The organism is Agromyces sp. NPDC055658 (genome assembly GCF_053618155.1).
The window spans coordinates 38,576-54,997 of the sequence record NZ_JBSHHD010000012.1 but is presented as its reverse complement, the minus strand read 5'-3'; the positions used below and the strand labels follow the sequence as shown (position 1 = coordinate 54,997).

The following is a 16,422-nucleotide window of genomic DNA, read 5'->3' as shown; positions in this document are numbered from 1 at the left end:
GCCCGTCATCGTGCACTCACGACTCGGCCGAGAAGTCGAGCTCGGAGTCGGCGACCGCGATCATCGACCAGGTGCCGCCGTCCGCGTCCGTGAACTCGTACGCCGGCACGACGAGCACGCTGCCGTCGGGCTGCCATTGGCTCGCGAGTCCGAGTCGGGTGTCGACGATCTCGACCTCGTTCACCGGCCACGAGATGTGCACGCCGTCGGCGGGGGTCGCGGGCGGCTCGGTCGGCGGCGTGTAGACGTCGGGGGTCGCCACGGAGTCGCCCTCCGCGACGGCGTAGGGCATCGCGGTCATCTGCGCGCCGAACCGGGGGTCGGAGAGGCGCTCGAACGCCTCCTGCTCGCTCACGATCTCGTAGTCGCCGAGACGCACGACAGGGGCGAGGAAGCCGCTCGCGCTGTACGTGCCCTGCGGCGTCAGTTCGATCGACCATGCCTGGTCGAGGCGCTGGCCGTCGACCACGGGCCAGGCCTGCGCCGACCGGGTGAACGCGCCCTCGTAGTTGTTGTCCGTCGTGTACTCGAACGCGCCGGGGTCTCCGCCGGCTGCGGCGATGAGCGATCGCAGCGCATCGGCCGCTGCGGCGTCGCTCGGCAGGTCGGGCACGGCGGGCTCGCACGGCTCGACCGGCGCAGCCGGCTCGGTCGCGCCCTCGAGGAGCTTGTTGCACTCGGCCCACGGGTCGAGCGCGGGGTTCATGAACCAGAAGCTCAGGGTGCCGTCGAGCCCGACCGACACCGAGGGACCGGTGCCGTCCTGCGGACCGGCGATCCATGCCCCGTCCTTGAGCTCGGGCGCGCCCTCGACGCCGAGCGCCGCGGCGAGCGCGGAGACCGTCTCTGCGTTCGATGCGGAGCGCGGGTCGTAGCCGTAGCCGGCCGCGGTGCCCGACTCGGTCGAGAGGCCCGATGCGCTGAAGACGTTGCGGCCGTACCCGTACCCGTACGGGTACGCCATGTCGGCCGACATCTTGCCGGAGGCGTCGAATGCGCCGCCGACGGCCGGCGCCTGCTCGGTCACCGGCCGGTCGGCGGCACCGCTCGATTCACTGCCGCTATCACCGGCGCCGGGCAGGGAGATGGGCGGGGCAGCGGAACCTGCGAGCGTCGAGGTGCCGTTGAGTCCCGCACCTGCGGCGTAGCCGGCCCCTCCGACGATCGCGAGCGAGGCCGCGACGGCTGCGATCGCGATCCACCGCGGCCTGCGGCGCGCGCGCTCGGCTCGGAGGTCGGCGACGGGGGTGGTTCCGCCGCGGTCGGGCATCGCACCTCCGGCTTCCGCGTCCACCGCGGCCGACGGCACCGCGGTGTCCGCCAGCACGCCGGCGACGATGTCGTCGGCGAACCCGTCGCGCGGTTCGACGCCTGCGGCCGGGTCGGCTGCGCGCAGCAGCGCCACCGGGTCGGATGCCTCGTCGGCGGGCAGCTCGCGCTCGAGCTCGTCGTCGGACCCGGGCTCGCCGTCGCGCTCGCGCTCGCCGTCGGACGCGAGCTCGCCGTCGCGCTCGAACTCGTCGTCGGACCCGAACTCGTCTTCGGGCTCGCGCTCGCCGGGCCCGTTCGGGTCGCGTTCGCGGTCGTCGTTCATGTCGATCAGCCTCCGTGGTGGGTACACATCGCATATGTCTCGGACCCGTCGGACCTTGCACGGCGCGCCCCCGGCACGCGAGCGCGGCAGGATCAGAAGGTCAGACGCTCGCCCCACGCCTCGCGAAGGCGTTTGCGGGCACGTGAGAGTGCGGCGTCCGCGCCCGAGCGCGAGATGCCGAGCACCTCGGCGAGCTGTTCGCCATCGAGCCCCTCCCACGCGTGCAGCAGCAGGATGCGGCGATCGCGCTCGCCGACGCTCGCGAGGGCGCCGCGCAGCTCGGCGTCGAAGAGCGCACTGAGCTCGGGATCGTCGGCGACGCGAGGTCGTCCGGCCTCCGGCACCTCCTCGACGGGAAGGTCGACGTGCTTGCGCCGGTGGTTCGCGAGGGTGAACCCGGCCGTGCGGTAGAGCCAGGGAAGCTCGGCGCTCTGCGGAACGTCGTCGCGCCGCCGCCAGGCCGTGGCGAACACCTCGGCGGCGAGATCCTCCGCGTCCTGACGGGGCCCGCGCCGGGCGAAGTAGCGCACGAGTGCGGTCGAGTGCGTGCGCACGAGACCCGTGAACCAGGCGACGTCGTCGCGCACCGCGGCCTCGACGTCGGGCGTGACAGGCGGGTCGGCGCTCGCTGGCATCGCGACTCCCTCGGTCGTCTCGACGGCGACGGCGGCATCGGCATTCCTCACACCATGCTTGTGTCACCCGTGCCGAGAGTCTTGCACGCGGCCGCGAAGATCGCCGATCCCTCAGGCCTCGGCGACCCGCCCACCCTCGACGCGCCAGCGCCGGTCGAGCCGCACGTGTTCGAGCATCCGCCGATCGTGCGTGACGAGCAGCAGCGTGCCCTCGTAGCCCTCGAGCGCCTGTTCGAGCTGTTCGATCGCGGGAAGGTCGAGGTGGTTCGTGGGCTCGTCGAGCACGAGCACGTTGACGCCGCGCGCCTGCAGCAGTGCCATGCCCGCGCGCGTCCGCTCGCCGGGCGAGAGGTCGTCGACCGGCCGCAGCACGTGGTCGGCCTTCAGCCCGAACTTCGCGAGCAGGGTGCGCACCTCGCCCGAGCTGAGTTCGGGCACGAGCAGCTCGAACGCGTCGGCGAGCGGCGTGCGACCGGCGAGCTGCGACCGGGCCTGGTCGATCTCGCCGATCGCGACCGAGGATCCGAGGCTCGCACGCCCGACTTCGGGCGCGATGCGACCGAGGAGGAGGCCGAGGAGCGTCGACTTGCCTGCCCCGTTCGGACCGGTGATGCCGATGCGGTCGCCGGCCTGCACCTGCAGCGAGACCGGTCCGAGCGTGAAGTCGCCCCGCGTGACCGATGCCGCATCGAGGGTCGCGACGACGGACGACGACCTCGGCGCCTGCCCGATCGTGAACTCGAGCTTCCACTCCTTCCGCGGCTCCTCGACCTCGTCGAGGCGGGCGATGCGGCTCTCCATCTGGCGCACCTTCTGCGCCTGCTTCTCGCTCGACTCGGTGGCCGCCTTGCGGCGGATCTTGTCGTTGTCGGGCGACTTCTTCATGGCGTTGCGCACGCCCTGGCTCGACCATTCGCGCTGCACCCGTGCCCGGGAGACGAGGTCGGCCTTCTTCGCGGCGAACTCCTCGTAGTCCTCGCGCGCGTGCCGGCGCACGGTCTCGCGCTCCTCGAGGTACGCGTCGTAGCCGCCGCCGTAGAGGCGGTTGGAGTGCTGCGCGAGGTCGAGCTCGAGCACCTTCGTCACGGTGCGCGCGAGGAACTCGCGGTCGTGGCTGACGAGGACGACCCCGCCGCGGAGGCCCGCGACGAACGCCTCGAGCCGGGCCAGGCCGTCGAGGTCGAGGTCGTTGGTGGGCTCGTCGAGCAGCACGAGGTCGAACCGCGAGCAGATGAGCGCGGCGAGGCCGACCCGGGCCGCCTGCCCGCCCGAGAGGCCGGTCATGAGCGAGTCGGCCGTGACGGCGTGGGCATCGACCGCCCCGTCGCCGACCGCGAGCCCGAGCTCCGCGAGCACCGCGGGCAGGCGCTCGTCGAGGTCGGCCGCCCCCGAGGCGAGCCAGCGCTCGAGCGCGACCGAGTACTCCTCCCCCGGGTCGACCCCGACGGGCGGTTCGGCGAGCGCGAGCTGTTCGGCCGCGGCATCCAGGCGGGCGGATGCCTCGGTGCACCCCGTGCGCCGGGCGACGTACTGGGCGATCGTCTCGCCCTCGACCCGCTCGTGCTCCTGCGGCAGCCAGCCGACGAAGGCGTCGGCGGGAGCCAGCGACACCGTGCCGGCGAGCGGCGCGATCGCGCCGCCGAGGATGCCGAGGAGCGTCGACTTGCCCGCGCCGTTGGCGCCGACGACGCCGACCACGTCACCCGGTGCGACCGTGAGGTCGAGGTCGTCGAACAGCGTCCGGTGGGCATATCCGCCCGCGAGGCCCTGGGCCACGAGAGTTGCAGTCACCGGACAACCCTAGTCAGCCCGGACTGAGCGCCGTGCCCTGCGCGCTCGGCCGTCGCGGACGCACTCGCGTGGACGGGCCATGCCTCATTCGAAGACGGGCGCCAGGAACCGTCGCTCGTAGCGGCGGATGCACTTCGTCTCGACGGCGAAGCGGTACGCCTCGACGCACTCGGGGTCGGTTTCGGCGGCGCGGCGATACTGCTCGTACGCGGCGAGCGACGGGAACGTGAACAATGCGAACGCCTCGTCGCTGTCACCCTCGCTCGGCAGGAAGTAGCCGTGGTGGGTGCCGCCGAGGCGATCGACGAGTCGGATCCATCGCTGCCCGTACTCGCGGAACTCCGCGAGCTTGTCGGCGTCGATCTCGTAGCGCAGGTGCACGGTGACGGGTTTGCTCATCTGCGACATCCTGCCGCAGTTCGGCCGGGTCGAATACCGGGGCGTACGCATACCGACATAGACATATGCGGTCGCATACGTTTGCGGGATGCTGCGTCGTCTCGTCTCCCGCGTCTACTGGGCCCTGAGCCGGTGGACACTCAGGGGCGAGCCCGCGCCCTCCCGACCCACCGTGCTGATCGGCGCTCCGCACACCTCGAACTGGGACTTCGTGCTCATGCTCGGCATCGCGTGGCGGCTCGGCATCGACGTGCGCTGGCTCGGCAAGAAGAGCCTGTTCGCGGGCTGGCGGGGTCCGATCATGCGCGGGCTCGGCGGGATCCCCGTCGATCGCGCCGATCCGAGCCGGGTCGTCGACGAGGTCGTCGCACGCATCCGCGCTGGCGAGGTGTTCGGCCTCGTGGTGACGCCCGATGGCACCCGCGGTGCGCACGAGTACTGGAAGTCGGGCTTTTACCGCATCGCGCGCGAGGCCGGCATGCCCGTGACCCTCGGTTACGTCGACCGCACGACGATGACGACCGGCCTCGGTCCGACGTTCGCGCTGACCGGCGACGTCGCCGCGGACATGGATCGCATCCGGGCGTTCTACGCCGACAAGGCGGGCGTGCACCCCGACCAGCGCGTCGAGCCGCGACTGCGCGAGGAGGCGGGGCGCGGCTAGTCCTGCTGGCGCTGGCGCCACTCGTCGGCGAGCAGTCCGAGCAGCACCTCGTCGAGGTGTTCGCCGACCACCCAGGCCGACGAGCGCAGCACCCCCTCGCGCACGAAGCCGTTGCGCTCGGCGGCGCGCAGCATCGCATGATTGTCGGCGAGCGTCTCGATCTGCAGCCGGTGCATGCCGCGGAACGCGAAGCCGTAGCGGCAGAGTGTCGCGACCACGTCGGTGCCGTACCCCTTCCCCCGCGTCGACGGCAGCAGGCCGAGCCCGATGTGCGCCGAGCGGTTGTGGGTGTCGATGCCCCAGAACGTCGCCGCCCCGATGAGGCTCTCGCCCTCGAGCTCGACGATCGAGAACTGCACGAGCCCCTCGGCGGCGTCGTCCACGACGAGCCTGCGGTCCTTCGTGCCCGGCGTCAGCGGGCGCCACGGCCCGCCGTCTGCGCGAGCGGAGTTGACCGGGTCGTCGAACAGTTCGGCCAGCAGAATCGGGATGTCGTCGTCGTGACGGGCCCTGAGCCCGATCTTGCCGCCTCGTAGCATGGTCTCTTTCCTATCGGGTCGGGGCTGTCGACGGCAAACCGCCGACCCCCGCCCTGCGACTCGGACCGGCCGGTGCTCTCCGGCCAACCGCTATCGGGCGGTCGGCCGCGGACCGTTCGCCGAGCGAACGATGCTGTGTTCGACACCGTCGAGGAGCCGAGCCAGGCCGAATTCAGCGCTGTCGAAGGACGTGTCGACGAGAGCACCGCTGGTGAGCGCCGCATGCAACGCCGGGAATCGTCGGGCAGTGACGAGCTGTGCCAGCAGCCGAGCCTCCGCCTCGACCACCTGCAGGGGTTCCTCGCCCGTCGCCCCGGCTCGCTGCTGGTATCCCCGCTCGATTGCGGCGTGGAACCGGGCGTGGCCCGTCACCTCGAGCACGACGGCGATGCGCTCCTGCTCGGTCAACCCGGTTCCGTCGAGCGCCGCCAACCCCGCGTCGAACCAGGCGAGGTTGTTCGGCGTGCTCGTGATGCCCCGGATCGGGATGTCCAGCATCCACGGGTGGCGCCGGTAGACCTCGGCCGATGCCGAAGCGTGCGCCTCGAGCTTGGCGCGCCACCCCTCCGCGCGGGCCACCGCGGCCGGTGGCGCGCCGGTGGCCCGCTCCTGGAGGAGGAGGACGAGCGTGTCCTTCGATCCGACGTATCGATAGAGCGACATCGCGGTGAGGCCGAGCGAGGCGGCGACGGCCGGCATGGTCACCGCATCGATGCCGTCGGCGTCCGCGATGGCGAGCGCCGCGTCGAGTACCTGGTCGAGGCTGTACTCGCGCCTCGGCCCGCGCTGGGCGGTCGGTGCTCTGCCCCAAGCGAGCGCGAGCTCGGCGGGAAGTGCGGGCAGCGCCGAGTCATCCGCCACGGCACCCTCCTCAAAGCTCAGCTCCAGCATAGGCCGAGGCCGATCACGGACTCGCCCCGATGGCGGGAGCAGATCAGGCTGCGGACCAGCCGCCGTCGGATGCGAGGACGACACCGTTGATGTTCGCAGCCGCGTCGCTCGCGAGCCACGCAACAGTGCTCGCGATCTGCTCGGCGCTCGCCGGGGGCGACATCGTCGCCTGCATGATCGGGCCGACGCGACCGGGGCCGTACTCCGACTTCACGGACATATCGAGCCCCGTGACCACCGCGCCCGGCGCGACCGCATTCGTGCGGATTCCCTGCGGCCCGTACATCACTGCGCAGCTCTTCGTCAGACCGACGACCGCATGCTTCGACGCCGTATACGCGGCACCGCCGACAGAGCCGCGAAGCGCGGCTTCGGAGGCGATGTTCACGATCGCACCCGACGACCGGCTCCGCATCAGCGGAATCACCGCGCGGGTCGTGCGAAGCACTGCGGTCACGTTGATGTCGAAGATGCGCTGCCACGTGGCGTCGTCGACCTCGTCGGCGGGTACGACGCCGTCCATGACGCCGGCGATGTTGGCGAGCACGTCGACCCGGCCCTCGGCTGCGCGGAGGAGCTCGCCCACGGTCGCCTCCTGCGTGAGATCGCCGGTGACGACGCGGAGATCGAAGTCGCCGAGATCGGCGATCAGGTCGTGCAATCGGTCCTCGGCGACGTCGTTTGCGACGACCGTCGCGCCCGCACGCGCGAGGATCTGAGCCGTCGCCCATCCGATGCCGGACCCGGCCCCGGTCACGATGGCGGTTCGCCCGGTGAATCGAGCGGTGTTGTGGTCGGTCATTTCGTCCTCGCTGTCGATGAAAAACTAGTACTTACATAAACTGTATATGTCAGCACGGGTTGTTGTCGACCGACTGTCGCTCGGGCGAGGCATGTTCAGGACCATCGCATAACCTGAAGTCGGCCGCGGAACGCTCGGCTCGACGGAAGGCTTCGCGTGAACATCACCCAGCTTCGACGGTTCGTCGCCGTGGCCGAGGAGCTGCACTTCCCACGTGCCGCCGACTCGCTCGGCATCCCCCTCGCTTCCCTCCACTCGTCGATCGAGAAGCTCGAGACCGAGCTCGGGCGCCCGCTGTTCACCCGGCAGAAGCCGACCCGCCTGACGGAGTTCGGGGCGGCCTTCCTGCCCGAGGCCCTGGCCGAGATCGCTGCGGCGCCGCAGCCCGCCGCGGGGCCCCCGGTCAAGGCCGGCGGCAAGGCGAAGGCGTCGAAGGGCCGGGGCCGCGCCCCGATCGTGAAGGGCCAGCCCAAGCCCTACAAGAAGCGCCAAGGGCGCTGACCGGTCGACCGCGCATCGGATGACAGACCGGCCGACAAGCCGGGCAGGGGCGGCAACACGCCGTGCTCAGCCCGGACGCTGCTCCGTTCGCCGCCGTCTCACCGACGTCGGGCGAGAATCGCACCGTACGGACGACGGCCGGGGTCGGTTCGCGTGTGCACCGCGACCACCTCGAAACCCGCGACCTCGAGCGCGGATCGCATCTCGGGCACGGGCCAGAAGTACGCGGTGACCACGGCGTGATCGAACGGCTCCAGTCGAGGGCCCTCGAAGAAGCCGATGAGCAGCTCGCCGCGCGGGCGGAGAACGCGCGCGAACTCGCCGAGGATCGCGGGCACCTGCTCGGGTTCGGTGTGGATGACCGAGTACCAGGCGAGCACGCCACCGAGCGCGCCGTCGTCGGCAGGAAGCGATTCGAGCCTGCCGAGCCGGAACGTCACGTCGGGGAATCGCTCGGTTGCGCCCTCGATGAACTCGGGCACCATGTCGACGCCCTCGACCGCGACGCCGTGGTCGGCGATGAACCTCGTCCAGTGTCCCGGTCCGCAGCCCGCGTCGATCGCCGGGCCCTCGATCATCGTCGCCCAGTGAGCGATCAGGTCGCGGTCGGGGGCGGCCATGGCGTCGACCGACCCGAGCAGTTCGGTGTACTCGGCGGCACGCGAACGATAGCGCTCGCGCACGTCGGCCGACGCCGTCGCTGGATCGCCGCGCATCTCAGCCCTCCCAGTCGCGCCTCAGCAGTCCGTAGACCCAGGTGTCGGACACATCGCCGTTGACGATACAGTCCTCTCGCAGCGTTCCCTCGCGCACGAAGCCGAGCTTCTCGAGCACTCGGGCCGACGCCGCGTTGCGCGTGTCGGTCTCGGACTGCACGCGATTGAGATCGAGCGCGTCGAAGGCCCACTCGAGCATCGCGCGCGCCGACTCCGTCGCGTAGCCGTGGCCCCAGGCGGCCTTGGTGAAGCAGTACCCCAGGGAGGCGCTTCGAAAGTCGGGGTTCCAGCCGTTGAACGTGCACCAACCGACGAACGCCTGGTCGGCGACGCGTTCGATCGCCACGCGCGCACCGCTGCCCTCTTCCGCCATGCGTCGGCATCCGTCCATGAAGCGGGCGATCGAGGCCCGGTCGACCCACGGCGGGGAGTCCCAATAGCGCAGCACCTCCGCGTCGCTCAGCAGCTCGAAGAGCTCGTCGCCGTCGGCCTCCGTGAACGGACGGAGTCGCAGGCGCTCGGTGTGCAACGTCGGAGTCGGCAGTGTCATGGAGCCATCCTCGCAGGCACCGACCGCCTCGCGGTCAGACCGCGGCGAGGAACGCCTTCACCCGCTCCAGGAGCAGGGCGGATGCCTCGGGGTCGTACGCCTCGAGCGAGGAATCGACGAACAGGTGCTCGTCACCGGGGTAGACGAACAGTTCGGCGTCGTTCGTCGAGCCGACCAGTTCGCGCGCGGCGGGCAGGTCCTCGTCGAAGAACTCGTCGCCCTCCTTGCCGTGGATCTGCACCGGCACGCCCTCGGGCCAAGCTCCCCCGAACTCCGAGACGGGGATGCAGGAGAGCATGAGGAGCGCCCCGCGGGCACCCGGCCGCGTCTGCGCGAGTCGCTGCGCGATCGTCACGCCGAAGGAGAGCCCGGCGTAGACGAGGTCGGGGCCGAGCGCCGCGGCTGCGGCGGCGCCGCGCTCGCGGATCGCGTCGAACCCGGCTTCACGCGCGAACGCGAACCCCTCCTCGATGCTGCCGAACGTGCGGCCGTCGAACAGGTCGGGCGCGTGCACGGTGTGGCCGTCGCGTCGCAGGTCGTCGGCGAAGGCCCGGACGCCGTCGGTCAGCCCCTGGATGTGGTGGTAGAGCAGCACTTCGGCCATGTCAGCGGCTTCCCTCTCCGAATGATCGACTGTTTTGGATTATTCCATGATGCTAGTCTGTTCGATCATGGCGGACAACCCTCCGGACTACGCGCTCGCCGATCGGATGGCACTGACCGATCCCGCGCAGGTGAGAGCCATCGGGCACCCGGTCCGCACCACGATCCTGCAGCTCCTCCACGAGCGGGCTGCGACGGTCAGCGAGCTCGCGGAGGCCATCGGGCGCCCCAAGAGCACGATCGCGCATCACGTGGACGTGCTCGCCCGCAACGGCCTGCTCCAAGTGGTGCGGACGCGGAAGGTGCGGGCGATCGAGGAGCGCTTCTACGGGCGAACGGCGCGCATGTTCTACGTGGCGGCCGAGTCGTCATCCGCCGGCGGGGAGGCCTCGGGCGACTTCAACGACTTCGAGGTCGCGGCACGTGAGTCGGCGACGGCCTTCGAGCAGGGAAGGCTCTGGGGCTTCATCCGGCATGCGCGGATCTCGGAGGATCAGGCCTCCGAGTTCTGGGACCGGATGGCCGAACTGGTCGAATCGTTCGACCGGTTGCCGAGGTCGGGCGAGACCGTCTACGGGTTCACGATCGGCATCTACCCCACGTCATATCCGGCCCTGCCCACCGCGGAGTAGACACCGCGCGCCTCGACGTCGGACCGGGATCCGACGAGGCCGACATCGGCGCACCGACGCAGAGAAACGGCCCCGGCACAACCCCTTGTCCGGCGCGCGCGCCGGCTCGTTGAATGATGCTGTCGCCGAAAGGGTGGAATCACTCATGGATACGAGCATCTGGATCTGGATCGTCGTCGCGATCGTCGTGGTCGCGATCATCGTCGCCGTCGTGGTCTGGGCCACGTCGCGGCGCCGGGCCGAGGCGCGGGCGGAGGCCGATCGCCGTCGTGCGGCTGAGCTTCGGGAGAAGTCGGACGAGACGGCCCGGGACGCCCGCGAGCAGGCCGCCGCGGCCTCGCAGGCCGAGGCCGCCCGGCTCGCCGCCGAGTCGAACGCCGCCGAGGCCGAGGCATCCGCCGAGCGCGCCAGGCTGGAAGCGGATCGGCTGGCGCGCGAACGAGCCGAACGCGCGGATCGTGCGGCTCACCTCCAGGAAGAAGCGGATGAGCACGCCCGCCGTGCGGCGGACGTCGACCCCGACGTGTCGACCGAGACGACTCGCGCCCGCCATGCGAGCAGCGACGACCAGGACGGTCACGTCGACGAGGACGAACGCGTCGCCGCGCGGGCGGCGGACGAGCGGACCGCCGTGGACGATGCGCACCCCGCGGCCACGAACGAGGCGGCTGTGGACCCCGGCCGCGATGATCCCCGGCGGGCGGACGGCACTGCCGTGTGACGCCGACCCGAGCGGCGCGTGCGAACCGTTGAGGCTACAGTCCATGCATGGAGCTGACTGACGCCGAGGTCGCCGTCGCCGCCGCCCGGGCCGGTGCGGAGGTGGTCGCGCGCACGTATGGCGACGGGTCGCGGGCTGGTCATCTCAGCGGACCCGGAAACGCACGACCGGATGCTCGCCGTCGTCGAACCCCGTCTTCGAGCGCGGCACGGGAGCGCGTGATTCCGCCCGGCTGAGGCATCAGTCGCGGAAGACTCACACGTTGAAGCGGAACTCCACCACGTCGCCGTCCTGCATGACGTAGTCCTTGCCCTCCATGCGGGCCTTGCCCTTGGCACGGGCCTCGGCGACCGAACCGGTCTCGACGAGGTCGGCGAACGAGATGACCTCGGCCTTGATGAAGCCGCGCTCGAAGTCGGTGTGGATGACGCCGGCAGCCTGCGGGGCCTTGTCGCCCTTGTGGATCGTCCACGCGCGCGACTCCTTGGGGCCGGCGGTGAGGTAGGTCTGGAGGCCCAGCGTGTCGAAGCCGACGCGCGCGAGCTGGTCGAGGCCCGACTCGTCCTGTCCGGTCGAGGCGAGCAGCTCGGCCGCATCCGCGGGGTCGAGGTCGATGAGCTCCGACTCGATCTTCGCGTCGAGGAACACCGCCTCGGCGGGAGCGACGAGCGCCGCGAGCTCTGCCTTCTTCGCGGCATCCGTGAGCACCGCCTCGTCGACGTTGAAGACGTAGATGAAGGGCTTGGCGGTCAGCAGCCCGAGCTCCTTGATCGGGGCGATGTCGACCTTCGACGCCGAGAGCGGGGTGCCGGCCTGCAGCACCTCGAGCGCCTCCTTCGCAGCGGCGAGCACCGAGGGGTCGAGCTTCTTGCCCTTGACCTCCTTCTCATAGCGCGTGATGGCGCGCTCGAGGGTCTCGAGGTCGGCGAGGATGAGTTCGGTGTTGATGGTCTCCATGTCGGCCTTGGGGTCGACCGCGCCGTCGACGTGCACGACGTCGGAGTCGCTGAACCCGCGCACGACCTGGGCGATCGCGTCGGCCTCGCGGATGTTCGCGAGGAACTTGTTGCCGAGGCCCTCGCCCTCGGAGGCTCCGCGGACGATGCCGGCGATGTCGACGAACGACACGGCCGCGGGCAGGATGCGCTCCGAGCCGAAGATCGAGGCCAGCTGCTCGAGGCGCGGGTCGGGCAGGTTCACCACGCCGATGTTGGGCTCGATCGTCGCGAACGGGTAGTTCGCCGCGAGCACCTGGTTCTTGGTGAGGGCGTTGAAGAGGGTGGACTTGCCGACGTTGGGCAGGCCGACGATGCCGATAGTGAGAGCCACGGGGGTCTATCGTACCGGTCCGGTGATGGCGGGCCCATGAGCGCGGTGGCGCGGATGCCTCGTGCCGGCACTTGCCCCGGCATACCCGTAAGTGGTAGCTTACCGTTCATGGAGGCTTACCAAGTGCTCGACGCGCTCGGAGACCCGACCCGGCGCCGCATCGTCGAACTGCTGGCGACCTCGGGGCCGCTCTCGGTCGGCGAGGTCGCCGCTGGACTGCCCGTGAGCCGGCCCGCCGTCTCGCAGCACCTGCGGGTGCTCGCGAGCAGCGGCCTCGTCACGCACGACGCGGTCGGCACCCGCAACATCTACCGCCTCGACGACCGCGGCGCCGAGGCCCTGCGCGGCTGGCTCGACGAGTTCTGGTCGGCCGCGCTCTCCCGCTTCGCGGAAGCCGCGGAACGCGAATCGAAGGAGTCATCGTGAACGAGGACGTCATCATGGACGACATCCCGGGCGAGCCCGCCCCTCCGGCCGACGCGATCGTGAAGACCGTGCACGTGCCGCTCGCACCCGACCGGGCGTTCGAGCTCTTCACCGCCCGCATCGCCGAGTGGTGGCCGCTCGCGACCCACTCGGCCGGCCACGAGGACGCGGTCGACCTCGCGATCGACGGCCGGGTCGGCGGGCTCATCGTCGAGACGCTGCGCGACGGCTCGACGAGCGTGTGGGGCGCGATCACCGGATGGCAGCCGCCGCACGCGCTCGCCTTCACGTGGCATCCCGCCCTCGGACCCGAGGAGGCGACGGAGGTCGCCGTCGCGTTCGCGGCCGACGCGGCCGGCTGCGCCCTCACGCTCGTGCACACGGGCTGGGCGAAGCGCCGAGACGGCGACGTGCGGGACCGCTACGTCACCGGGTGGGAGTTCGTGCTCGGACGGTTCGTCGCCGCTGCGGCCTGATCGCCTGCGAGCGGCGTCGGCCCCGGGGCATCCGCCGCGCAGGGATGTCGATCAGGCGAGCCGCGCCCGGAAGCAGCGCGTCAGGTACGGCACCTCGAGCTCGTCTCGGCCGACGAGATCGGGATGCCGGGCGAGCAGTTCCTCGAGCTTCGCGATCGTGTCGGCCTGCTCGGCGGCGCCGGCGGTGATGAAGGTCGAGCGCGAGCGCACGAGGTCGAGGAAGCCGTCGCGGCTCATCCGCGCCGCCCAGGCCACCGTGTGCTCCTCGATCGGGCCGAACGGTGCGCCGATGCGCACGTACTCCTCGAAGCCGGCGCTCGCGTCGTGGCGCTCCTGCATGATCTCGCCGGCCTCGCGCAGCCAGCCGACACTCGTGTCCCGGCTGTTCCAGACGAGGCCGAGCACGCCGTCCGGGCGCAGCACGCGCGCGATCTCGGGCACCGCGCGCTCGGGGATGAACCAGTGCCACGCCTGCCCGACCACGACCGCGTCGACGGCGTCGTCCTCGATCGGGATGTCCTCCGCCGTGCCGAGGATGCGCGGCACCCCGGGCACGGCGATCTCGAGCTCGTCGAGCATCTCCTCCACGGGGTCGACCGCGATCACCTCGCGATCGAGTTCGACGAGCGCCTGGGTCAGCTTCCCGGTGCCCGCGCCGAGGTCGAGCACGCGCTTCGCATCGCCCACGAGCCACGCGACCGCCTCAGCGGGGTAGCCCGGCCTGGCCGCGTGATACACGGATGCCGCGGAGCCGAACGATCGCGCGGCATGCTCGTTCTCGGGGCCGAGGGGATTCATGGTCCCCATTCCATGCCCGCGGCGAGGCATCCGTCAACCGTCGGCGGGCCGTGCGACGATGCCCGCATGCCAGTGGATTTCACCGCCATCGACTTCGAGACCGCGAACTCCTCCGGCGCCTCGGCCTGTTCGGTCGGGCTGGTCAAGGTACGCGACGGGCGCGTCGTCGACCGGGCGTACTGGCTGCTGCGCCCCCCGTTCCCCCACGACGAGTTCAACGAGTGGAACGTCCGCATCCACGGCATCACGCCCGACATGGTCGCGGACGCCTCGGGCTGGGCCGCGCGCCTCGACGAGTTCCGCGAGTTCACGGGCGACGACTGGCTGGTCGCCCACAACGCGACCTTCGACATGGGCGTGATCGCGAAGACGAGCGAGGCCTTCGGCCTCGAGGCGCCCTCCCACCGCTACCTCTGCAGCCTGCAGGTCGCCCGCAAGACGTACCACCTCGACTCCTACCGCCTGCCCGTCGCGGCGATGGCCGCGGGCTTCGAGGACTTCTCGCACCACAACGCCCTCGACGACGCCGCGGCGTGCGCGGCGATCATGGCGCACGCCGCGCAGCGGCACGACGCCGACGACCTCGATGCGCTCGCGCGCATCACGGGCGTGCGCGTCGGCATGCTCGGCGCGGCGCGGCCGGCGTCCGTGCGGGCTCCGGCGGTCGAGTAGGCGCGCTGCGCCGTATCGAGACCACCGCGACCATCGGCGTCGAGACCCCGCTCCCCCGAGCGCCTCGCCCCCGATGTCGGCGGCCCCTGCGACACTCGTGGCATGGAGATCCTGCTGCTCATCATCGGCCTCGTCGTCGGCATCGCGCTCGGCGCGCTCGGCGCGTGGTTCCTCGCGCAGCGACGCGCCGCCGGGTCACCGGTCGAAGCGACGGTCGTCGAAGACCCCGCGCTCGTCGCCGCGCGGCACGAGCGCGAGCTCGTCGAGCTCCGGGCCGCGGGCGAAGCCGCGCTCGCTCGCGCCGTCGCGGCCGAGCAGCAGACCCAGGCCGAGCTGCGCGCCGACCTCGCCGCCGCGTCGGCCGCCGTCGACGGGCTGCGCGAGCAGCTCGACCAGCAGCGGGCGCAGCAGCGCGATGCGGCCGAGCAGCAGCGGGCCGACCAGGCCGAGCGGGCCGAGCGCGAGAAGCGCGAGAGCGCGGTGCTGCAGGCGCTGAGCCCCGTGCGCGAGACGCTCGCGAGCATGCAGCAGAAGGTCTCGGAGCTCGAGCAGCAGCGCAGCTCCCAATACGGCTCGCTGGCCGAGCAGCTCAAGCAGGCCCAGGCCGCCGACGAGCGGCTGCGGGCGACGACCGAGTCGCTCGCGAGCGCCCTGCGCTCCAACAGCACGCGCGGAGTCTGGGGCGAGACGCAGCTGCGCCGGGTGGTCGAGGCCGCGGGCCTGCTCGAGCACGTCGATTTCGGTGTGCAGCACTCGATCTCGACCGATGCGGGCCGTGGGCGTCCCGACATGGTCGTCTACCTCCCCGGCGGCAAGTACATCCCGCTCGACTCGAAGGTGCCGCTCGAGCACTACATCGAGGCGTCCTCGATCCCCGAGACGGCCGTGGGCGAAGAGGCGGCGCGCCGCAAGTCGCTCATCGAACGGCACGTCAAGGCGGTTCGCCTGCACATCGACGCGCTCTCGAAGAAGACGTACTGGCAGGGCTTCGACGCCTCGCCCGAGTTCGTGATCGCGTTCATCCCGAACGAGTCGCTGCTCTCCGCCGCGCTCGAGGCCGACGCCACGCTCCTCAACTACGCCTTCGAACGTCGGGTCGCCCTCGCGTCGCCCGTCAACCTGTTCGCGGTGCTCAAGACGATCGACTACGCGTGGCAGCAGCAGGCCGTCTCCGACGAAGCGAAGAAGCTGTTCGACCTCGGCAACACCCTCTACCAGCGCATCGGCGTGCTCGCCGGTCACGCCGACGGTCTGCGCAAGGCGATCGAGCGCACGGTCGACAGCTACAACAAGTTCGCGAGCTCGCTCGAGTCGAGGGTGCTCGTGACCGCACGCCAGTTCCCGGGCATCAACGAGGCGAAGCTCGTGTCCGTCGCCGAGCCGCAGTCGATCCACGAGTCGCCGCGTCGCCTCACCTCGCCCGAACTGACCGAGGGTGAGGCGGCCGTCCCCGCCCCGGTCGCCGACGACCCGATCCAGAGTGACGACCACGCGGCCCCGGTCGCCGCGAGCGAAGCGGTCGACCGCGCCACGCCGACCACCGCCTTCGACGAGGGCGACGACGCGCTGCTTCCGCTCGATGACGCCTTCGAAGGCGCCGACATCGACCCCGAGGTCCGTTCAGCCTCGAACTGACGCGGTCCGACGGCGGCGTGCGTTGCACGAGCGCGCGGTCGCCGGCGG

20 protein-coding genes are annotated in these 16,422 nt (G+C 71.2%); 8 read left to right on the top strand and 12 right to left on the bottom strand.

The features are described from left to right. Nucleotides 1-16 precede the first annotated feature (16 nt). The 4 genes from ACWGPE_RS07805 to ACWGPE_RS07790 all read right to left on the bottom strand — a co-directional run bounded on the left by ACWGPE_RS07805 (nucleotide 17) and on the right by ACWGPE_RS07790 (nucleotide 4,419). Nucleotides 17-1,594: a hypothetical protein gene (locus ACWGPE_RS07805; protein WP_452048462.1), complete on the bottom strand. Its 1,578-nt coding sequence runs from the start codon at nucleotides 1,592-1,594 to the stop codon at nucleotides 17-19. A gap of 92 nt (nucleotides 1,595-1,686) precedes the next feature. Next, nucleotides 1,687-2,280: an RNA polymerase sigma factor gene (locus ACWGPE_RS07800; RefSeq protein ID WP_275505661.1), complete on the bottom strand. Its 594-nt coding sequence runs from the start codon at nucleotides 2,278-2,280 to the stop codon at nucleotides 1,687-1,689. A 60-nt stretch (nucleotides 2,281-2,340) separates the two neighbouring features. Beyond that, a complete protein-coding gene (locus ACWGPE_RS07795; protein ID WP_452048461.1) occupies nucleotides 2,341-4,020 on the bottom strand; it encodes an ABC-F family ATP-binding cassette domain-containing protein in 1,680 nt (559 codons plus the stop codon). Between the two features lie 84 nt (nucleotides 4,021-4,104). Continuing rightward, a complete protein-coding gene (locus ACWGPE_RS07790; protein ID WP_275505659.1) occupies nucleotides 4,105-4,419 on the bottom strand; it encodes an NIPSNAP family protein in 315 nt (104 codons plus the stop codon). An 88-nt stretch (nucleotides 4,420-4,507) separates the two neighbouring features. Between ACWGPE_RS07790 and ACWGPE_RS07785 the strand changes: the two genes are divergently transcribed. Next, the gene (locus ACWGPE_RS07785; RefSeq protein WP_452048460.1) at nucleotides 4,508-5,083 is read left to right on the top strand and encodes a 1-acyl-sn-glycerol-3-phosphate acyltransferase; all 576 of its coding nucleotides are present in this window, start codon (nucleotides 4,508-4,510) and stop codon (nucleotides 5,081-5,083) included. Here ACWGPE_RS07785 and ACWGPE_RS07780 read toward each other — a convergent pair. The 3 genes from ACWGPE_RS07780 to ACWGPE_RS07770 form a co-directional block, all read right to left on the bottom strand. Next, nucleotides 5,080-5,622 carry a GNAT family N-acetyltransferase gene (locus ACWGPE_RS07780; protein ID WP_231430458.1) on the bottom strand — a complete coding sequence of 181 codons (543 nt, stop codon included), beginning with the start codon at nucleotides 5,620-5,622 and terminating at the stop codon, nucleotides 5,080-5,082. The genes ACWGPE_RS07785 and ACWGPE_RS07780 overlap by 4 nt on opposite strands. A 90-nt stretch (nucleotides 5,623-5,712) precedes the next feature. Further along, the gene (locus tag ACWGPE_RS07775; RefSeq protein ID WP_231430457.1) at nucleotides 5,713-6,513 is read right to left on the bottom strand and encodes a TetR/AcrR family transcriptional regulator; all 801 of its coding nucleotides are present in this window, start codon (nucleotides 6,511-6,513) and stop codon (nucleotides 5,713-5,715) included. A gap of 43 nt (nucleotides 6,514-6,556) precedes the next feature. Continuing rightward, nucleotides 6,557-7,315, bottom strand: a complete 759-nt coding sequence (locus ACWGPE_RS07770; RefSeq protein WP_275505657.1) for an SDR family NAD(P)-dependent oxidoreductase — start codon at nucleotides 7,313-7,315, stop codon at nucleotides 6,557-6,559. Between the two features lie 156 nt (nucleotides 7,316-7,471). On the opposite strand from ACWGPE_RS07770, the gene ACWGPE_RS07765 reads away from it, so the two are divergent. Then, complete coding sequence (locus ACWGPE_RS07765; RefSeq protein WP_376931375.1) at nucleotides 7,472-7,816, top strand: LysR family transcriptional regulator; 345 nt, start codon at nucleotides 7,472-7,474, stop codon at nucleotides 7,814-7,816. Nucleotides 7,817-7,914: 98 nt separating this feature from the next. Here ACWGPE_RS07765 and ACWGPE_RS07760 read toward each other — a convergent pair whose 3' ends face one another. Genes ACWGPE_RS07760 through ACWGPE_RS07750 form a run of 3 tightly spaced genes read right to left on the bottom strand, consistent with a single transcriptional unit; the run spans nucleotide 7,915 to nucleotide 9,686 of the window. Then, a complete protein-coding gene (locus ACWGPE_RS07760; protein ID WP_452048459.1) occupies nucleotides 7,915-8,532 on the bottom strand; it encodes a class I SAM-dependent methyltransferase in 618 nt (205 codons plus the stop codon). A 1-nt stretch (nucleotide 8,533) separates the two neighbouring features. Next, the gene (locus tag ACWGPE_RS07755) at nucleotides 8,534-9,082 is read right to left on the bottom strand and encodes a GNAT family N-acetyltransferase (protein WP_231430446.1); all 549 of its coding nucleotides are present in this window, start codon (nucleotides 9,080-9,082) and stop codon (nucleotides 8,534-8,536) included. A 34-nt stretch (nucleotides 9,083-9,116) separates the two neighbouring features. Next, nucleotides 9,117-9,686 (bottom strand): dienelactone hydrolase family protein, encoded by a 570-nt coding sequence (locus ACWGPE_RS07750; protein WP_231430443.1) that lies wholly within the window; start codon nucleotides 9,684-9,686, stop codon nucleotides 9,117-9,119. 67 nt (nucleotides 9,687-9,753) lie between these two features. On the opposite strand from ACWGPE_RS07750, the gene ACWGPE_RS07745 reads away from it, so the two are divergent. Both ACWGPE_RS07745 and ACWGPE_RS07740 read left to right on the top strand, forming a co-directional pair. Then, entirely contained in the window at nucleotides 9,754-10,317 is a 564-nt protein-coding gene (locus ACWGPE_RS07745; RefSeq protein ID WP_452048458.1) for an ArsR/SmtB family transcription factor, read from the top strand. A gap of 145 nt (nucleotides 10,318-10,462) precedes the next feature. Continuing rightward, entirely contained in the window at nucleotides 10,463-11,038 is a 576-nt protein-coding gene (locus ACWGPE_RS07740) for a hypothetical protein (protein ID WP_376931371.1), read from the top strand. A gap of 255 nt (nucleotides 11,039-11,293) precedes the next feature. On the opposite strand, the gene ychF is transcribed toward ACWGPE_RS07740, so the two are convergent. Beyond that, complete coding sequence (gene ychF, locus ACWGPE_RS07735) at nucleotides 11,294-12,367, bottom strand: redox-regulated ATPase YchF (protein WP_231430438.1); 1,074 nt, start codon at nucleotides 12,365-12,367, stop codon at nucleotides 11,294-11,296. A 108-nt stretch (nucleotides 12,368-12,475) separates the two neighbouring features. Between ychF and ACWGPE_RS07730 the strand changes: the two genes are divergently transcribed. Continuing rightward, nucleotides 12,476-12,793: an ArsR/SmtB family transcription factor gene (locus ACWGPE_RS07730; protein ID WP_231430436.1), complete on the top strand. Its 318-nt coding sequence runs from the start codon at nucleotides 12,476-12,478 to the stop codon at nucleotides 12,791-12,793. After that, nucleotides 12,790-13,269: an SRPBCC domain-containing protein gene (locus ACWGPE_RS07725; RefSeq protein ID WP_452048457.1), complete on the top strand. Its 480-nt coding sequence runs from the start codon at nucleotides 12,790-12,792 to the stop codon at nucleotides 13,267-13,269. The genes ACWGPE_RS07730 and ACWGPE_RS07725 overlap by 4 nt, the downstream gene beginning before the upstream one ends. A 51-nt stretch (nucleotides 13,270-13,320) precedes the next feature. Here the strand turns inward: ACWGPE_RS07725 and ACWGPE_RS07720 are convergent, their stop codons facing one another. Continuing rightward, on the bottom strand, nucleotides 13,321-14,067 hold the full coding sequence (locus tag ACWGPE_RS07720) for a class I SAM-dependent methyltransferase (RefSeq protein WP_275505652.1): 747 nt from the start codon (nucleotides 14,065-14,067) through the stop codon (nucleotides 13,321-13,323). 66 nt (nucleotides 14,068-14,133) lie between these two features. Between ACWGPE_RS07720 and ACWGPE_RS07715 the strand changes: the two genes are divergently transcribed. Together ACWGPE_RS07715 and rmuC are read left to right on the top strand one after the other, a co-directional pair. Then, nucleotides 14,134-14,739 (top strand): 3'-5' exonuclease, encoded by a 606-nt coding sequence (locus ACWGPE_RS07715; protein ID WP_275505651.1) that lies wholly within the window; start codon nucleotides 14,134-14,136, stop codon nucleotides 14,737-14,739. Between the two features lie 102 nt (nucleotides 14,740-14,841). Beyond that, a complete protein-coding gene (gene rmuC, locus ACWGPE_RS07710) occupies nucleotides 14,842-16,374 on the top strand; it encodes a DNA recombination protein RmuC (RefSeq protein ID WP_275505650.1) in 1,533 nt (510 codons plus the stop codon). The last annotated feature ends 48 nt before the right edge of the window (nucleotides 16,375-16,422 follow it).

Excerpts from the sequence above, each read along its gene's own strand:
- ACWGPE_RS07785 (WP_452048460.1), top strand. The coding sequence starts at position 4,508 with ATGCTGCGTCGTCTCGTCTCCCGCGTCTACTGGGCCCTGAGCCGGTGG.
- ACWGPE_RS07740 (WP_376931371.1), top strand. The coding sequence starts at position 10,463 with ATGGATACGAGCATCTGGATCTGGATCGTCGTCGCGATCGTCGTGGTC.
- ACWGPE_RS07755 (WP_231430446.1), bottom strand. The coding sequence starts at position 9,082 with ATGACACTGCCGACTCCGACGTTGCACACCGAGCGCCTGCGACTCCGT.
- ACWGPE_RS07715 (WP_275505651.1), top strand. The coding sequence starts at position 14,134 with ATGCCAGTGGATTTCACCGCCATCGACTTCGAGACCGCGAACTCCTCC.
- rmuC (WP_275505650.1), top strand. The coding sequence starts at position 14,842 with ATGGAGATCCTGCTGCTCATCATCGGCCTCGTCGTCGGCATCGCGCTC.
- ACWGPE_RS07720 (WP_275505652.1), bottom strand. The coding sequence starts at position 14,067 with ATGAATCCCCTCGGCCCCGAGAACGAGCATGCCGCGCGATCGTTCGGC.
- ACWGPE_RS07750 (WP_231430443.1), bottom strand. The coding sequence starts at position 9,686 with ATGGCCGAAGTGCTGCTCTACCACCACATCCAGGGGCTGACCGACGGC.
- ACWGPE_RS07760 (WP_452048459.1), bottom strand. The coding sequence starts at position 8,532 with ATGCGCGGCGATCCAGCGACGGCGTCGGCCGACGTGCGCGAGCGCTAT.
- ACWGPE_RS07745 (WP_452048458.1), top strand. The coding sequence starts at position 9,754 with ATGGCGGACAACCCTCCGGACTACGCGCTCGCCGATCGGATGGCACTG.
- ACWGPE_RS07730 (WP_231430436.1), top strand. The coding sequence starts at position 12,476 with ATGGAGGCTTACCAAGTGCTCGACGCGCTCGGAGACCCGACCCGGCGC.
- ACWGPE_RS07770 (WP_275505657.1), bottom strand. The coding sequence starts at position 7,315 with ATGACCGACCACAACACCGCTCGATTCACCGGGCGAACCGCCATCGTG.
- ACWGPE_RS07780 (WP_231430458.1), bottom strand. The coding sequence starts at position 5,622 with ATGCTACGAGGCGGCAAGATCGGGCTCAGGGCCCGTCACGACGACGAC.
- ACWGPE_RS07805 (WP_452048462.1), bottom strand. The coding sequence starts at position 1,594 with ATGAACGACGACCGCGAACGCGACCCGAACGGGCCCGGCGAGCGCGAG.
- ACWGPE_RS07775 (WP_231430457.1), bottom strand. The coding sequence starts at position 6,513 with ATGCTGGAGCTGAGCTTTGAGGAGGGTGCCGTGGCGGATGACTCGGCG.
- ACWGPE_RS07790 (WP_275505659.1), bottom strand. The coding sequence starts at position 4,419 with ATGAGCAAACCCGTCACCGTGCACCTGCGCTACGAGATCGACGCCGAC.